The 15,124-nt window shown below is 70.3% G+C and carries 14 protein-coding genes, 1 tRNA gene and 1 pseudogene; 5 read left to right on the top strand and 11 right to left on the bottom strand.

Going from position 1 to position 15,124, the window contains the following annotated elements:
- Positions 1-2: 2 nt before the first annotated feature.
- From LMU33_RS17425 to gvpO, 4 genes are all read left to right on the top strand, one after another.
- Complete coding sequence (locus LMU33_RS17425) at positions 3-1,577, top strand: NADH-quinone oxidoreductase subunit M (protein ID WP_228621285.1); 1,575 nt, start codon at positions 3-5, stop codon at positions 1,575-1,577.
- Positions 1,574-3,094, top strand: coding sequence for an NADH-quinone oxidoreductase subunit N (locus LMU33_RS17420; RefSeq protein ID WP_228621284.1), 1,521 nt, complete (start codon positions 1,574-1,576; stop codon positions 3,092-3,094). Before LMU33_RS17425 ends, LMU33_RS17420 begins: the two co-directional genes overlap by 4 nt.
- A 192-nt stretch (positions 3,095-3,286) precedes the next feature.
- Positions 3,287-4,150, top strand: coding sequence for a zinc metalloprotease HtpX (gene htpX, locus LMU33_RS17415; protein ID WP_228621283.1), 864 nt, complete (start codon positions 3,287-3,289; stop codon positions 4,148-4,150).
- A gap of 25 nt (positions 4,151-4,175) precedes the next feature.
- A complete protein-coding gene (gene gvpO, locus LMU33_RS42010; protein ID WP_372477983.1) occupies positions 4,176-4,295 on the top strand; it encodes a gas vesicle protein GvpO in 120 nt (39 codons plus the stop codon).
- A 134-nt stretch (positions 4,296-4,429) separates the two neighbouring features.
- Here the strand turns inward: gvpO and LMU33_RS17405 are convergent, their stop codons facing one another.
- From LMU33_RS17405 to LMU33_RS17395, 3 genes are all read right to left on the bottom strand, one after another.
- On the bottom strand, positions 4,430-4,831 hold the full coding sequence (locus tag LMU33_RS17405; RefSeq protein WP_228621282.1) for a YccF domain-containing protein: 402 nt from the start codon (positions 4,829-4,831) through the stop codon (positions 4,430-4,432).
- A gap of 141 nt (positions 4,832-4,972) precedes the next feature.
- Positions 4,973-6,226 (bottom strand): APC family permease, encoded by a 1,254-nt coding sequence (locus tag LMU33_RS17400; protein WP_228621281.1) that lies wholly within the window; start codon positions 6,224-6,226, stop codon positions 4,973-4,975.
- 218 nt (positions 6,227-6,444) lie between these two features.
- Positions 6,445-6,933: a YajQ family cyclic di-GMP-binding protein gene (locus LMU33_RS17395; protein WP_030174428.1), complete on the bottom strand. Its 489-nt coding sequence runs from the start codon at positions 6,931-6,933 to the stop codon at positions 6,445-6,447.
- A gap of 235 nt (positions 6,934-7,168) precedes the next feature.
- On the opposite strand from LMU33_RS17395, the gene LMU33_RS17390 reads away from it, so the two are divergent.
- Positions 7,169-7,250: transfer RNA gene (locus LMU33_RS17390), tRNA-Tyr, on the top strand.
- A 176-nt stretch (positions 7,251-7,426) separates the two neighbouring features.
- Here the strand turns inward: LMU33_RS17390 and LMU33_RS17385 are convergent.
- The 8 genes and pseudogenes from LMU33_RS17385 to LMU33_RS17350 all read right to left on the bottom strand — a co-directional run bounded on the left by LMU33_RS17385 (position 7,427) and on the right by LMU33_RS17350 (position 15,123).
- Positions 7,427-8,797 carry a tyrosine-type recombinase/integrase gene (locus LMU33_RS17385; protein ID WP_228621280.1) on the bottom strand — a complete coding sequence of 457 codons (1,371 nt, stop codon included), beginning with the start codon at positions 8,795-8,797 and terminating at the stop codon, positions 7,427-7,429.
- A 60-nt stretch (positions 8,798-8,857) separates the two neighbouring features.
- Positions 8,858-9,046, bottom strand: coding sequence for a helix-turn-helix transcriptional regulator (locus LMU33_RS17380; protein ID WP_228621279.1), 189 nt, complete (start codon positions 9,044-9,046; stop codon positions 8,858-8,860).
- Positions 9,047-9,505: 459 nt separating this feature from the next.
- Positions 9,506-10,984 carry an AICE element replication initiation protein gene (locus LMU33_RS17375; RefSeq protein ID WP_228621278.1) on the bottom strand — a complete coding sequence of 493 codons (1,479 nt, stop codon included), beginning with the start codon at positions 10,982-10,984 and terminating at the stop codon, positions 9,506-9,508.
- 2 nt (positions 10,985-10,986) lie between these two features.
- Complete coding sequence (locus LMU33_RS17370) at positions 10,987-11,826, bottom strand: bifunctional DNA primase/polymerase (protein WP_228621277.1); 840 nt, start codon at positions 11,824-11,826, stop codon at positions 10,987-10,989.
- A gap of 44 nt (positions 11,827-11,870) precedes the next feature.
- Positions 11,871-12,017: pseudogene (locus LMU33_RS17365) on the bottom strand (SAM-dependent methyltransferase); the annotation flags it as partial.
- Positions 12,018-12,099: 82 nt separating this feature from the next.
- A complete protein-coding gene (locus tag LMU33_RS17360; RefSeq protein WP_228621276.1) occupies positions 12,100-12,600 on the bottom strand; it encodes a hypothetical protein in 501 nt (166 codons plus the stop codon).
- Positions 12,601-12,618: 18 nt separating this feature from the next.
- Complete coding sequence (locus tag LMU33_RS17355) at positions 12,619-12,810, bottom strand: hypothetical protein (protein ID WP_228621275.1); 192 nt, start codon at positions 12,808-12,810, stop codon at positions 12,619-12,621.
- Between the two features lie 198 nt (positions 12,811-13,008).
- Positions 13,009-15,123 carry a hypothetical protein gene (locus tag LMU33_RS17350; RefSeq protein WP_228621274.1) on the bottom strand — a complete coding sequence of 705 codons (2,115 nt, stop codon included), beginning with the start codon at positions 15,121-15,123 and terminating at the stop codon, positions 13,009-13,011.
- Position 15,124: the final 1 nt, after the last annotated feature.

Here is a 15,124-nt window from a genome sequence, read left to right as displayed (position 1 = left end):
GCGTGATCGATATCAACGAGTCCGTGATGCAGTTCCTTCTGGCATTCGTCGTCGTCGGCCCGCTCCTCGGCGCCGTCGCCGCCCTCCTCCCTGCCCCGCCCGGGCTGAAGGGGAAGTCGCCCGAACAGGCCGTGCTGCGGCACGGCGTGACCGTGACCGGCGCGATCCTCATCGCCGCGATCGTCCTCGCGCTCGGCTTCGACCAGGGCCATCCGTCGAGGATGCAGGCCACGACCGACATCAGCTGGATCCCCGCACTCGACGTGCGGATCCACCTCGGCATCGACGGCATCTCCCTCCCCCTTGTCGTCCTGACCGCGCTGCTGACCTTCCTCTGCGCGCTGTACTCCTACTTCAAGCCGCCCGCGGGCGGCTCCCCGAAGGCGTTCGTCGCGCTGCTGCTCCTGCTCGAGTCCGGCACCCTGGCGACCTTCGCCGTCCTCGACCTGCTGCTGTTCTTCCTCGCGTTCGAGATGGTGCTCATCCCGATGTACTTCCTCATCGCCCGCTGGGGCGGCGAGGGCCGGACCCACGCCGCGTGGAAGTTCATCCTGTTCACGCTGCTCGGATCCGTCGTCATGCTGCTCGGCCTGCTCCTGATCGGCATCAAGGCGGGCACGTTCGACATGGTGGCACTCGCCACTGACAACGGCCGGTCGCTGACCGCATCCGTGCAGGTCATCGCCGTTCTGGCGATCGGGATCGGGCTTGCGGTGAAGTCGCCGATGTGGCCCGCGCACAGCTGGCTGCCCGACGCCCACACCGCTGCGCCGACCGTCGGCTCGGTCCTGCTGGCCGGTGTCCTGCTCAAGATGGGTACGTACGGGTTCGTCCGGATTCTGCTGCCGATCGCGCCGCACGGCTTCCACACCTTCGCGCCGTACCTCGCCGCATTCGCGGTGGTCGGGATCATCTACGGGTCCCTGGCCTGCCTGGCCCTGGCCAAGCGCGGCGCCAAGGGCGACCTCAAGCGGCTGATCGCCTACTCCTCCGTCGGCCACATGGGCTTCGTCCTGCTGGGCATCGCCACCATGACCCCGACCGGCGTCAACGGCGCCCTGTTCGCCAACATCGCCCACGGCCTCATCACCGGCCTGCTCTTCTTCCTGGTCGGCGCGCTGAAGGACCGCACGGGGACGACCGACCTGGACACCCTCGCCGAGGAGACGGGCCTCGCCCTGTACGGCAAGGCGCCACGCCTCGGCGGGCTGCTCGCGTTCGGCGCGGTCGCCTCCCTCGGCCTGCCCGGTCTCGCCGGGTTCTGGGGCGAGATGCTGGCCCTGTTCGGCGCGTTCAAGCCCGCCGCCGACCTCAGTCGGCCTGCCTTCCTCACCTTCATGGCGATCGGCGCGTTCGGCACCCTGCTGACGGCCGCGTACATGCTGATCGTGGTCCGCCGCGTGTGCATGGGCGGCGCGGAACAGGAGGTTCCGAAGCTCGCCGACGTCCACGGCTACGAGTTCGCAGCCTGGACCCCGCTCGTCGCCCTCACCGTCGTCGCCGGACTGTGGCCGAGGACGCTGCTCGGCCTGACCGACCCGGCCGTGCACCAGCTCCTCGCAGGAGGCACCCGATGAGCGCCCAGCCCCTCGCCGAGTCGCTGGTCCAGTCCGTCGACTGGCTCGCCGTCGCCCCGCCGGTCATCGCCGCCGCGGTGGGACTCGGCGTCCTGGTCGCCGACCTGTTCCTGCCCGAGGCCCGCAAGGCCGTCCTCGGATGGGTCTCGGTCGCGGGACTGGCCGTGGCCGTGCTGATGCTCCTGCCCCTCCTCGACGGCGACCGCAGCACGTTCTGCCTGACCGGCGGCGCCACGCGCGCGTGCAGCTACACCGCCGACCACTTCACCCTCGTCATCCAGTTCCTCGTCCTCGGCGGCGCGCTCCTCGCGGCCCTGCTGTCCGTCACGAACCTCACGGACGACCAGCGGCGCGTCCCGCCGGGCGAGTTCTGGTTCCTGCTGCTGTCCTCGGCGGCCGGTGCCGCCCTGCTGCCGGCTTCCCGGGACCTGGCCACCCTGATCGTCGCCCTGGAGGTCGCCTCCCTGCCCGCCTTCGCCCTCGTCGGCATCCGGCACGGCGACGAGCGGTCCTCCGAGGCCGCCCTGAAGTTCTTCCTGTCCTCGGTGACGGCCACCGCGGTCAGCCTGATGGGCATCAGCTTCGTCTACGCCTCCACCGGCACCCTCTACCTCACCCAGGTCGCCCAGCGCCTGCCCCACGTCGGCGGACAGCTGCACACGCTCGCGCAAGCGGGCGTCGTCCTCACCCTGATCGGCTTCGCCTTCAAGACGGCCGCCGTCCCCTTCCACTTCTGGGTGCCCGACACCTACGTCGGCGCGCCGCTGCCCGTCGCCGCGTACCTGTCGGTCGTCGGCAAGGCGGTCGGCTTCTCCGGGCTGATCCTCGTCACCGTCGTCGCGTTCCCGTCGTACGCCGACGTCTGGGGCCCCGCCCTTGCCGCTTTGGCCGCGCTCACCATGACCGTCGGCAACGTCGGCGCCCTGCGCCAGCAGGCCACGCGCGCGTACAGCGCCGTACGGCTGCTCGCCTGGTCCTCCGTCGGCCAGGCCGGCTATCTGCTGGTGCCGATCGCCGCCGCCGGCTACGCCAGGGACCCGCAGAAGGCGATCGGCTCCACGGTGGCCTACGCGCTGATGTACGGCGCAGTGAACCTCGGCGCGTTCGCGGTGGCCGCCGTGGTGGGCCGCAGCCGGGCCCTGAACCGGATCAGCGACTACCGGGGCCTGTACGCCACCAACCCGCTCACCGCGCTCCTGCTGGCGTTCTTCCTGCTGTGCCTGGCCGGGCTGCCGCCGGGGATCATCGGGCTGTTCGCCAAGGTCACCGTGTTCTCGGCGGCCGTGGATGCGGGCCTCGGCTGGCTCGCCGTCGTCATGGCAGTCAACGTGGTGATCGCCCTCTTCTACTACCTGCAGTGGACGGCCCTGCTGTTCCGCGCCCCCGAGGGCGAACCCGCCCGGCACCGCGTCCCGGCCCCCCTCACGGCCGCCCTCACCCTCACCGGCGTGCTCGGCGTCGCCCTGTCCGGAGCACCCCAGCTGGTCCTCCGTTTCGCGGCGACCGGACTGTTCTGAGGGCCCGGCCACGCGCGCGTGGGGCACCCGTGGCCTCCACGCGCGCGTGGCCGTACGCGCGCCCTCACCCGTACGACGCCGGCGCGCACACGCAGCCATCAGGGAACTCGCAGCTGCCGCCTGGCGTTGTCACAAGCGGGAGGGTCCACTGGACCAAAGTGTTCCCCAGCTGCACGACTTGGAGGGCGCACGGTGCACCGCCGGCACAACGGGCTCAGGACCGCAGTACTCCTCGGGGGACTGTCCGCACTCATCATCGTCATCGGCAGCTTCTTCGGCCGCACCGGTCTGGTGGTCGCGGTCCTGGTGGCCCTCGGCACGAACGCGTACGCCTACTGGAACAGCGACAAGCTGGCGCTCCGCGCGATGCGCGCCCGACCGGTCAGCGAGTTCGAGGCCCCGGCGCTGTACCGCATGGTCCGCGAGCTGTCCACGCAGGCCCGCCAGCCCATGCCCCGGCTGTACATCTCGCCGACGGAGGCCCCCAACGCCTTCGCCACGGGCCGCAACCCGCGCAACGCGGCCGTGTGCTGCACCGAGGGCATCCTGCGCCTGCTGGACGAGCGCGAGCTGCGGGGCGTCATCGGCCATGAGCTCAGCCACGTCTACAACCGGGACATCCTCATCTCCTCGGTGGCCGGCGCGCTCGCCTCGGTGATCATGTTCCTGGTGAACTTCGCCTGGCTGATCCCGGTCGGCCGCTCGGACGACGACGAGGGTCCCGGTCTGCTCGGCGTGCTCCTGATCATGATCCTCGGCCCGCTCGCCGCCAGCCTCATCCAGCTGGCCATCAGCCGCTCCCGCGAGTACGAGGCGGACGCCTCCGGCGCCCAGCTCACCGGCGACCCGCTGGCCCTCGCCAGTGCCCTTCGCAAGTTGGAGGCCGGCACCCAGCAGCTCCCGCTGCCGCCCGAGCCGCGGATCGAGACGGCAAGCCACATGATGATCGCCAACCCGTTCCGCGCAGGTCAGGGGCTGACCAAGATGTTCTCCACGCACCCGCCGATGGCGGAGCGCATCGCCCGGCTGGAGCAGCTGGCAGGCCGTCACCGGTGACGGCCCCGTCCCGCCGCTCGCCGAGCTGCTGGGGCGAACCCCGGAGTCGGTTTCGGCGCTGAGACCGACCGAAGAGGGCTGGTATGCCGAAGTCGAAGCCGTGGAACCGGAGCGCGGCGTGTGCCGGACACGAGCAGGGTCATGACCGGCTGCCAAGTCGCAGCGGACCCCGCGGGCGAGCTGCCCGGCTACGGCGCTTGGACCGAGACACCCGCGCGCAGGTCGACAGAGAGGGCCGCGGCCAGGGATGCCTTGAGAGCCACAGGACACCCCAGAGGGTCAGCGTCCGGCGAAACCCTGGTCCGACGGAACCACCTCACGTCCGAGCGGCATGAGCGAGATCGGGATGAGCTTCAGATTCGCCCAGCCGAAGGGGATCCCGATGATCGACAGGAACAGCGGGATGCTCGTGATCAGGTGGGCCAGTGCCAGCCACCATCCCGCGAAGATCACCCAGAGCACGTTGCCGATGAAGGAGGCGGCCCCCGCGTCCGGCCGTTCCACGGTGGTCCGGCCGAACGGCCACAGGACGAAGCCGGCGATGCGCAGCGACGCGATGCCGAACGGGATGGTGACGATCAGGACGAAGCAGATCAGGGCAGCGATGAGATAACCGATCGCCATCCAGAAGCCGCAGAAGACGAGCCACAGGATGTTGAGCAGCAGGTTGAACACCTTCATGATCGGTACCTCTCCAGGTCTCTCCGTCGGCATGCCTGCTGCCACAAGTATCAGCGCGTCAGGCGTTCGGGCAGAACCGCAGCACCTTTGTGGCTTGATCGGGAACGTTCAGGAACGTTCGGGAACGATCTGTCTACGGCGTCACCCGGCGCGTCGTCGCCGCACCCACCGTCGTACGCCGTAGGCCGCCGCCCCCACGGCGAGCACGCCCGCCCCCACGGACACCGAGACGGCGGGCAGCGCGAACGCCAGCGTGGCGCAGCCCAGCAGGCCCACCACGGGCACCGCACGGGCCGACGGGGCCGGACTCAGGGTCCAGGCGGAGGCGTTGGCGACGGCGTAGTAGGCGAGCACGCCGAAGGAGGAGAAGCCGATCGCGCCGCGCACGTCGACCGTCGCGGCCAGTACGGCGACCACCGCGGCCACGGCGAGCTCCGCCCGGTGCGGCACCTGGAACCGCGGATGCACGGCCGCCAGCGCCCCCGGCAGATGCCCGTCCCGGGCCATGGCGAGCGACGTACGGGAGACGCCGAGGATCAGGGCCAGCAGTGAGCCGAGCGCCGCCACCGTCGCCCCGACCCGCACCACCGGCACGAGCCCCGGCGCACCGGCCGCCCGTACCGCGTCGGCCAGCGGTGCCGCCGCATGCCCGAGCCCGTCCGCACCGAGGACGGCGAGCACCGCGACGGCCACGCACGCGTACACGACGAGTGCGATCCCCAGGGCCAGCGGGATCGCACGCGGAATGGTGCGCGCCGGATCCCGTACCTCCTCCCCGAGGGTCGCGATCCGTGCGTACCCGGCGAAGGCGAAGAACAACAGCCCCGCCGCCTGGAGCACCCCGCCCGCGCCCGACGACATCCCTGTGTCCAGCCGTCCGGCGTCGGCCCGCCCGGATGCCAGGCACACGACCACCACGGCCGCGAGGACGGCCAGCACCACCGCCACGATCACGCGCGTCAGCCACGCCGACTTCTGGATCCCGCCGTAGTTCACGGCCGTGAGGGCGACCACGGCCGCGACCGCCACCGCGTGCGCCTGCCCCGGCCAGACATAGGCGCCCACGGTGAGCGCCATGGCCGCGCAGGACGCCGTCTTGCCGACCACGAAGGCCCAGCCCGCGAGATAGCCCCAGAAGGGGCCCAGCCGTTCCCGTCCGTACACGTACGTCCCGCCGGAGGCCGGATAACGGGCGGCCAGCCGGGCCGAGGACATGGCGTTGCAGTAGGCCACCACCGCGGCGAGCGCCAGCCCGGGCAGCAGCCCCGATCCGGCCGAGCGCGCGGCCGGCCCCAGGGCCGAGAACACGCCGGCCCCGACCATCGAGCCGAGGCCGACGATCACGGCGTCCCGCACGCCGAGGGTGCGTCGCAGTGCGGTGCCGGAAGTTGTCATGCGCCGCACCCTACTGACCGCCGGAACCGGGTGGTGGACCGTCGGCGTCCTCCTCGTCAACAGGCCGCGAACACGCGGTCAAGCGGCAATGAACCGCGCGACGACAGCACGGAAGGGCGGGCACCGCTCGGGGGCGCCCACCTTCCGTGCTGTCGCGGATGTACGGCTGTTGTTGCTGTCGGTTCCTCGGTGTCCTGCCGGTGGTGTCCTGGCGGTTCCTACCGGTAGTTCACGAACTGCAGCGCGAAGTCGAAGTCCTTGCCCTTCAGCAGCGCGATCACGGCCTGCAGGTCGTCCCGGCTCTTGGAGGAGACGCGCAGTTCGTCACCCTGGACCTGGGCCTTCACGCCCTTCGGGCCCTCGTCGCGAATGATCTTCGCCACCTTCTTCGCGTTCTCCTGGGAGATGCCCTCCTCGATCGACGCGAAGATCTTGTACTCCTTGCCGGACAGCTGGGGCTCGCCCGCGTCCAGCGCCTTCAGCGAGATACCGCGCTTGATCAGCTTGGACTGGAAGACGTCGAGGACAGCCTTCACCCGGTCCTCGGAGTTCGCCTCCATGAGGATCTTCTCCCCGGACCACGAGATCGAGGCACCCACGCCCTTGAAGTCGTAGCGCTGCGAGATCTCCTTGGCGGCCTGGTTGAGGGCGTTGTCGACCTCCTGCCGCTCGACCTTCGAGACGATGTCGAAACTGGAGTCGGCCATGTCCTGTGGCTCCTTGTATCGGGGTGCGTATCGGGTGCGTATCGGTGCGTGCCGGCGTGCGCGGCGGCGGCCTGCGGCCCGACGTGACACCGGGCCGCATCCGCACCAGCCTAGCCATCCCGCGAGCCGAGAGGCGGAGATCAACCGGGTGGCGAAGCACCCCCGCGTATCGGGTATTGTTTACGTCGTCGCCAGGGGGCACCGCCGAAAAGCGGTTCGATCTGGTGGCCACCCCGGCGGTGTGCCCGAGCGGCCAAAGGGAGCAGACTGTAAATCTGCCGGCTCAGCCTTCCCAGGTTCGAATCCTGGCGCCGCCACACTTGAGGGAACCCCCTCCGAACTGCGGAAACGCAGCACGGAGGGGGTTCTTTCATATTCGAACACGTCGATTCGAACGATGATCGAAAAGCGAGGCTTGTCTCACCTGGTCTCAGGTGTGGCCCGTCCCTGATCAGCGTGTGTCCCCCAGGCGTCCCCCGGGGGAGGCGCTCTCTCAATGCCATTCCCGCAGGCCAGCCTCAATCTGGCGGTTCGCTCGGTCCTGGGCCTGTGCAAGAACCTTCGCGTAGACCCGCAGGAGCACGGCCACGGAGTGCCCGGCCCTACGCGCCACCTCCATGGGGTCGACACCGGAGAAGAGCCAGAAGGACACCCCGGCACATCGCAGGTCATACGGTCGGCGGGCGAGCGGCGACGTCACCTCGAAGGGAGACAGGGCAGCGCTCCGAGCTTCCACCCAAACCTCGCCGTATCCCGTGTCCTGAATCACACCGCCGCGGCTCGTGCGAAACAGGCGGCCATCGGGTGCCGCACCGTATCGCTCGACGTGCCACCGGAGCATCGCGACGTAGTGCGGTGGGATTGGCACCACTCGTGAGTCGCGGACCGCTCGGGCCTTGAGGTGGCGCTCTTGGTGGGCCCGGTCGTCGTCCGTCCAGTCATGGCCGGCATGGACGATGCCGCCGCGAAGCGTGAGGTGGCCCCACCCGCGCTTGGGCAGGTGACACTGTGACGCCTTCAGGCCCACAGCTTCGGCAGGGCGCATGGCGGCGTAGTAGAGGCACCCGAAGAAGGCTTCGAGGTGCGCGCCGCGCTCCCCCTGAGCGCGTACCGCTTCGAGCAGCTCCCGCACTTGGCGCGGATTGGCGACACTCGCCGGGTCAACTTCCTCGGTGGACTTCGGTGCCGTCCACTTCACCGTGGTCAGGGGGTTCACGGGGATCGTGAAGTACCTCCGTTCGACCGCGAGCCCGAGAACGTCGCTCAGGCAGGCTCGCTTGCGGCGGGCGGTACGTCCCGCAGCGGGAGAGCCGTCGAGCAGCCTCGACAGGGCGTCGAGCGCCGTGCGGAGCGTCGCAGGGTCTTCAAGCGCTGAGATGGCCACGGAATTCTTCTCCACCCAGCGAAGAGCGTCAGCCACTTCGGCGGGAGGCTCTTGGGCCCAACGGCTCTTGTTGTACGCCCAGCCGTACAGGGCCCTGCGCAGCACTCTGGGCGCCGGGCGGCCGGCCGTGGCCTTAACCAGCACGGGCGTGATGGTGGCGAGTGCGTCGGCATCGTTGCGGCGAGACTTGGCCGGGAGGCGGTCCCATCTGCCGGCGACGTATGCCCGGGTGTGCTCGTACCAGGTCACAGAGCCGTTCAGCGCGCGGAGCTCCGAGGCGGGCAGGCCGGTCTCCACGTCGAACTGTTCGCCCTTGCGGAGAGCGGTCATCAGCTCGGATCGGCGGCCGTCTGCCTGCGCTTTGACGGTGTAGCTCTTGGAGTGCTTCTGGGGGCCGACAAGCCAGCGGACGCGGTAGGGCTTCGGGCGGTCGCGGCGGGTTTCGATGCTGTAGACGCGAACGTCGTACGTGAAGGGCATTGCTCTCCAGGCAGCGAAAGGGCCCGCCCCTGGAAGGGCGGGCCCGATGGGTGGTGCAGGTCAGGCGGCGTGCTCGGTGCAGCTCTCCCACCACGCGTCCAGGTCGGCGCGGCTGACACGGACCTGGCCGTTGGGGAGCTTTCGGAGCTTGGGCGCTTGACCTCGGGCGCGCATTCGATAGAAGGCGGCGCGGCTCATGCCGATCTCTTCCAGGACTTCGGGGAGCTTGAGCATCTTGCTGTTGGCCATTCCGATGGCTCCTCAGCCGTCGAGGGCGTCTTGGTTCCGCGGGGTCCGTCTGTCCGAAGCGGGGATTTCTGCGTCACCGCGTCATCCGCGTCATGGGCGGCGCTGACGTGCCGGTATGCGTGACGGAGGCAGGGCAAGGTGCGTCATCGGGTGACGCAGGCTTTCGTCACCCGTGACGCGGGTGACGCGAAGTGACGGAGCCGCTGCCCGTCTGCGTCACGGCTTTTGCGGCTGGACAGGGGCTGTTTGCCGGTCTTGGGTGACGCAGGTGACGCAGCGTCTCTCTACTTCGGACAAGAGAGGGGGGAGTCTGTTGTGGTGCGGTGCGGCTCAGCGCGTGAAGAAGGAGCCGCGTTGCGGCACACCTATGGAGCGGCGGCGTTGCCGCCGAACAGCAAGAAGAGCACGCGGGCCGGGGTGCTCTTCTTGCTTGTGCCGGGCGTCCGGCGGTGATGCTGTTCAGAACGCCGGTTGCTGCTCGTGAGAGGGCGACGTGGCCGGGGATCGGGTGATCTCGATGTACCGGGCCTCTCGGGTGCGGCCCCAGTCGATCAGGACGCCTCGGGCGGCGAGGGTGGGTTGGAGACGCTTGAGACGGTCGGAGAGCACCTTGCCGGTTGTCGGCCACCCTTTAGGCAGGGGACGGCACTCCTCGCCGCTGTAGAGGCCGGTGAGGCAGTGCAGCCACTCGGAAGAGGTCATCTGTTGTTCTGCCCCCGGCTCCAGGCCGGCGGCGTGCTTGAGTACCGTCTGCGCCAACAGGTCGCCCTCGATCACGTCGTCGTTGAGGTCGTCCAGGCTGGCCCGGTAGGCGGTGAGTGCTCCAAGACCGGTGGCTGCGTCGAGCTGGGCGCACAGGTGGGCGAAGTCGGCCATGCGTAGGTCGGTGGGGATGTCCGCCTGTGCTGCGCGGACTTTGACCGTGAGGTCGAGCAGGGATCCGAGGATGACTGGCAGGGCCTCCTCATACTCGGCCCACAGTTCGGCTTCGGTGCGCCGGACCTTGGGCCGTTCCAGCCGCAGCGGCAGGAGCCGTTCGGCGAGGTCGGGCTTGATGACGCCGACGTCGATGCCGGTCAGGAGCAGGGGGCGGCGGTAGCAAACGCGGAAGACGTCCCCGTCGGTGAACAGGGCGCGTTTGACGTCCTCGGCGCCGGTGACGATACGGCACATGGCGTCGGACAGGTCGGGGGGCATGTGGGAGAGGTTGTCCAGGGCGGTGACCCAGCCGGCCGCGACGGTTGTGGTCAGGTTCTCTTCGTCCTTCGGGGCGCGGCGCAAGTCGCCGCTCATGCCCTCGATGACCCGCACGAGCATCCGTCCGCCGGTGGACTTGCCCGCGCCCTGGGGGCCGGTGAGGAACGGCGCGGGGACGGGCACGGAAGGCCCGAGGCAGCCGATGAGCCATGCGATGGCCAGGCATTCGGTCTCGGCCGTGGCGAAGTTGCACAGCCGCAGCAGGAGATCGATGCCCTTGCCGTTGGTGTCCTTGGCCGGCAGGGGCAGTTCCCCGGTGAGCTGGGTGCGCCGCCAGCACACCTCGTGCGGGTCGGGGACGGCGATGTCCCAACCGGTGGGGTGGATGCGGACGGACTGCCCGTCGCTGCGTCCCAGGTCGAGCCAGGTCGCCCCGCCGAATCCGGGGGCGACGCGGATGTGGACGGGCTGCACGTCCTCGGTCAGCGCGAGCGCTTCGATCAGGTCCAATGCCTCCTTGAGGGCGGTGCCGGTGAACACGCCCAGTCCGTCCTTGAACAGGCCGACCATGAGTTCCTGGCGGTGGCTGCCCGTGGTGCCCTGTGAACGGATCGGGCGGGCCACGGGGTGGCCGTTCCTCTGCGCGTACACGGTTCCGTCGGCGGTGCGGAAGTACCGGAAGTGCGCTTGCGCGTAGTCGGTGATGACCTCGCGGGCAGGGGTCTTGTCGTCGTCGGCCATGGTCACAGTCCCAACCTGGTTCGGGCGTTGGTCCATGCGTCGGTGCAGTGCCGGGGCGATTCCCCCTTGGCCTGCGCGGCGGCGAACAGCCGGGCAACGTGGGCGTCGGTGAGGCAGCCGCACCGGCCGTGCACAGACAGCACCGCCAGGAAGGCGCTGTAGACGGTGGCGTGCACCTGGCTGCGGGCCTCGGTGATGCGCTGCTCCGCCATGGCGATGCCGCGTTCGAGGTAGGCGGGCGTGCGGTGAGGGCACTCCGCGCTCCCGGCCGGTGCGGTCGCGGTGACGGCCGGTGATGCGGGCCGAACCGTGGCGGGCCTGTTCCCGACCAGGGTGCGCACGGCATCCGGCAGATAGACCATGGCGCCGGTGCCGAATCCAAGCCAGCGGGCGTAGGCCATGGTGGACTTGATATCCACGCCGGGGCGGACGGCGTTCGCGGACTGCATCGCACCGAGGTAGAGCCAGTGCTCACCCCGGCTGGTGGGCACGACCTGCGTGGCCGGCAGATGCTCGCGGGCCCATGCGATCGCGTCGGCGTTGTCCAGGTCTACGACCGTCAGACCGGCCCCGCCGGGGTGGTAGGCGACCGCCTCGGCCTGCAACCACGCGCGGCGCCAGGGCCCGGAAGTGATGCCGTGCGGGTCGGTGGTCGCGGCGGCCCACGCGTGGCAAGGGCCAGGGCAAGCGCACGGTCCGGGGTTCTTCATGTTCGGCCGGCCGCCGCACGCGTTGTCCGCGCAGCGCCGGCAGTTGCCGAACGGGACCTTCCTCGCCCGCAGCGGCAGCACCGGAATACGCGAGGCGGCCAGTTCGAGAGCGGTGCGCAGGTGCTCGTTCATGCCGCCACCTCCAGCGCGGGGGCGAGGTGGGCGAGTGCGGCGCGGTAGCGAGGCTGGGGCCCCTTGGCGACGCCGGTCATGTCGAACCCGGCGTCGTCGTAGTTCTTGCCGGCGCCGCCCTGGCAGCAGAACAGGTCCAGTAAGCGGGGCCGCCGGCCGACTACTCGCCGGATGAACGTGGGTTGGGTCATGCTGGATGCCTCCAGTTCGATACGAGCGTGCTGGATTGGCGGCGGCCCCGGTTCTTGGCGGAAGGGGGCCGCCGTCGCTGTTTCAGCGGTGCAGTTCGTTGCGGTTGCGGGTGATGAGCCCGTAGGCGGGCGCGGTGATGGTGTTGGTTTCCTGCCGGACCGGGCCGGCGTAGTGGTGGTGGGTCTCGGTGTGCGTGGCCTTGACCGAGCGGACGGCGGAGCCGATGGCGGCGGCGACTGCGGCCACGGCGGCGATGGGGAGGGTGATGAACAGGACGCTGGTCAGGGTCACGGCGGCGAATCCCTGGCAGGCGAGCCAGATGCCGCAGCCGACACCGACGCAGGTGGCACCGACCCCGATGCCAGCGACCGCCGTGCCGGCGGCCCATGCGGGGACGATCCGGCGGTCCGGCTGCGGGACTGGTGGCGTGGGGCCGTAGGCGGGCAGCGGGGTGGTGTCGCGGTAGGCGGTCGGCATCTGCGGCACGGGCCGGTAAGCGTCTTCAATGATCCGGCGGGCTTCGGCGACGGCTTCCGTGTCGGTCATGCGCGGGGGCCAGGCCGCGGAGTCATGGTCGGGCATGGCGGTCTCCAGCCGGGTTCAGGTGAGGTGTCGGGCGGCGTCAGCGAGCGCGGCGCATATGGCGCGGATGGTTCCGGCGGCGCCGGTGCTGGCGGTGAAGAAGCCGAACAGGAAGAGCACGAGGGCGCTGAACGGGCCGACGTAGCGGCCCCGCAGCAGAAAGAGGGCCAGCACTCCGAAGAGGGCGACGGCGGAGAGGGTCAGGATCATGCGCGGCCTCCCGGGAAACGCGGCGGGCAGCACCCGGGGCGTGGTGCTGCCCGTGCCTTGTCTTGTCGTGTCGCTTGTCGTCTCGCTTGTCGCTTGTCTTGTCTTGTCGCTTGTCGCCTTGCAGGTCACAAGCTGTTTCCGGGCCTCCAGACCCTCCCCGGACGGTCTTGTTTTGGCGGGGCGACAGGCGACAAGTGATCAGCTCTCGTCGGGCTGTTCGGGGGCGTGCTTGCGGTGGACGTAGCGGGCTTTGGTGCCCTCTCCGACGCGGACTGCGATGCCGTCCTCCACCCATGTCTTGAGCCAGCCGACGACCGTCTGACGGGTGGTGCCGTATTCGTCGGCGAGGGCGCGGGCGATCGCGGATGCGCCGGTGCCGTCCGGGCCAGCGGCGAGCAGCGCGGCGAGCGCGGCTTGCTGTGCGGGGTTATCCTGCTCGCCCCTCAGTGCCGACAGGTTCAACCCACCAGAGGCGGGCGGCGCGTCGTCGGTGGTACGGGCCTGCGGGTCAGGCGCCGTGGCGAACTGAGCATCGATCTGGGCCCGGAACTGCCGCAGCATCGCCTCTTCCGGCGAGACCTGCTCGGTCGGCTGCTCGCTGCGCAGGGCGGACAGGTTCAGCCCCTCCCTCGACGGCCCGGTGCCCGGGGCATCGTCGGCGGGGGTGTGGTCGAGCATCCATGCGGTGCGCTCGGTGTCCCAGCGGCGGGCGTAGGCGGGCCCGGCCGCCTTGGCGGAGATGTCGTCCAGCACGGGATGCCGGTCGGAGGTGGCGGCGATGATCTCGCGGATCTGGTTGGGCAGGATCCGCCAGGCCTTGAACAGGGCGGCCGGGGATTCCGGGGTGCCCATGAACCCGGCGCCCTTGTAGGGGGCCTGGTCCACGCGCAGGCCGCGGTAGCCGGGGAACATCTTGGACAGGTCCATGCCCTCGGTCTCGCCGCCGGTCAGGGCGACACGGACCTTGGCTTCCCGCCGGATCATGAGGTTGCCCAGCACGCTGCCGGTCGCTCCGAGGGCGGTGAGCACGGTGCGGATGCCCATGGCGCGGGCGATCCGGATCACTTCCAGGATCTTTTCCGCGAGCTTGCGCATCTGCCGGTCCGGGCTCGCCAGGATCTCCGCGCCCTCATCGATCACGAGCATGATCTGCGGAATCTTCGCGCTGATGGGCAGCAGGTCGGTGTTGTGGCGGGAGAGCAGGTCCTGATAGCCCATCTTGCGCTGCTTGGCCACCCGCACGGCGGTGTCCAGCATGGTCATGGCCTCGTCGAACGTCCCGGCCAGCCAGTCGATCCCGGGCCGGAGGGGCTTGCCGCCCTCGGCCTTGATCTCGCCGTTGAGCGCGGGCAGGACCCAGGGCAGGCCGGCCGATCCGGCGTTGAGGTCGATGACCCAGGTCAGCATGTCCTCGGCACGGGCGAACCCGGCCAGGATCAGATGGACCAGGTTCGTCTTGCCCGAACCGGTCGGGCCGACGACGAGCGCGCACTGCTCGCGCAGGTAGGCCCGGCTCTCCTCGGCGTTGGTGCGGTACCCCCAGGGGATGCCGGTGTGGACGGACAGCGGGCTGTACTCGGCCGGGTAGGTCCGCTCCTGTTCCAGCACGTTGACGGTGGTCACGTCGATGATGACGCGGCCCTGGTGGATGCCGGGGGAAGCGGTGGCGGTGCAGCCGTGCGGCAGCCCGGCGTCCGCCGACAGGCGGGGCGACTCGGCGGCGATCTTGTTCCAGGTGGCGCCGCCGGGCGGGAGTTCGGCGTCGATGGAGTACCCGGTGCCGGTCTCCCACTTCTCCACGCCGACCACGCGGACGGTGATGGAGCACACCCGCTGGATGCGGTCGATCCACTCGGCGGCGATCGCCCGGCGCTCCGCGGACAGTTCGGCGGCGATCTGCCGCTGCTCCGCGGCGATCGCTTCTTCCTCGCGGGCCTCTTCGTACAGGGCGACCGAGCGGGCGGCGGCGCCGATGCCGACGCCGATCGTGGCCAGTGATCCGATTGCGGCCCAGGTCAGGGGGCCGTGGGTCATGGCCCAGGTGGTCCATCCGGCGCCGACGAGCCAGCTGGCGGCGCGGGTGGCCAGAGTGCGGCCGGCGTTGCGCAGGCGCAGCCCGACGACGGTGTGCCCGAGGGCGCCGGCCGCGCCGACGGCGAGCGCCCAACCCGGGGGCATGCCGGTGGCGGCGCCGGTGGTGGCGACGGCGAAGGCTCCGGTGGTGGCGGACAGGGCGCCGGTCACGGGTCCGTGACCGGCGGTCCAGTCCAGCACCGGGCCACTCGGCTGCTGCTTCGTGGCGGTGGTGGCCATG

The sequence above is a fragment of the Streptomyces barringtoniae genome, from assembly GCF_020819595.1.
Lineage (GTDB): Bacteria > Actinomycetota > Actinomycetes > Streptomycetales > Streptomycetaceae > Streptomyces > Streptomyces barringtoniae.
The sequence above is the reverse complement of the archived record's forward strand: the minus strand, read 5'-3'. Positions and strand labels throughout refer to the sequence as shown.

What these genes read in the sequence shown, in the direction of transcription:
- LMU33_RS17420 (WP_228621284.1), top strand. Translation starts at nt 1,574, where the DNA reads ATGAGCGCCCAGCCCCTCGCCGAGTCGCTGGTCCAGTCCGTCGACTGG.
- LMU33_RS17405 (WP_228621282.1), bottom strand. Translation starts at nt 4,831, where the DNA reads ATGAAGGTGTTCAACCTGCTGCTCAACATCCTGTGGCTCGTCTTCTGC.
- LMU33_RS17400 (WP_228621281.1), bottom strand. Translation starts at nt 6,226, where the DNA reads ATGACAACTTCCGGCACCGCACTGCGACGCACCCTCGGCGTGCGGGAC.
- LMU33_RS17395 (WP_030174428.1), bottom strand. Translation starts at nt 6,933, where the DNA reads ATGGCCGACTCCAGTTTCGACATCGTCTCGAAGGTCGAGCGGCAGGAG.
- LMU33_RS17385 (WP_228621280.1), bottom strand. Translation starts at nt 8,797, where the DNA reads ATGCCCTTCACGTACGACGTTCGCGTCTACAGCATCGAAACCCGCCGC.
- LMU33_RS17380 (WP_228621279.1), bottom strand. Translation starts at nt 9,046, where the DNA reads ATGGCCAACAGCAAGATGCTCAAGCTCCCCGAAGTCCTGGAAGAGATC.
- LMU33_RS17375 (WP_228621278.1), bottom strand. Translation starts at nt 10,984, where the DNA reads ATGGCCGACGACGACAAGACCCCTGCCCGCGAGGTCATCACCGACTAC.
- LMU33_RS17370 (WP_228621277.1), bottom strand. Translation starts at nt 11,826, where the DNA reads ATGAACGAGCACCTGCGCACCGCTCTCGAACTGGCCGCCTCGCGTATT.
- LMU33_RS17360 (WP_228621276.1), bottom strand. Translation starts at nt 12,600, where the DNA reads ATGCCCGACCATGACTCCGCGGCCTGGCCCCCGCGCATGACCGACACG.
- LMU33_RS17355 (WP_228621275.1), bottom strand. Translation starts at nt 12,810, where the DNA reads ATGATCCTGACCCTCTCCGCCGTCGCCCTCTTCGGAGTGCTGGCCCTC.
- LMU33_RS17350 (WP_228621274.1), bottom strand. Translation starts at nt 15,123, where the DNA reads ATGGCCACCACCGCCACGAAGCAGCAGCCGAGTGGCCCGGTGCTGGAC.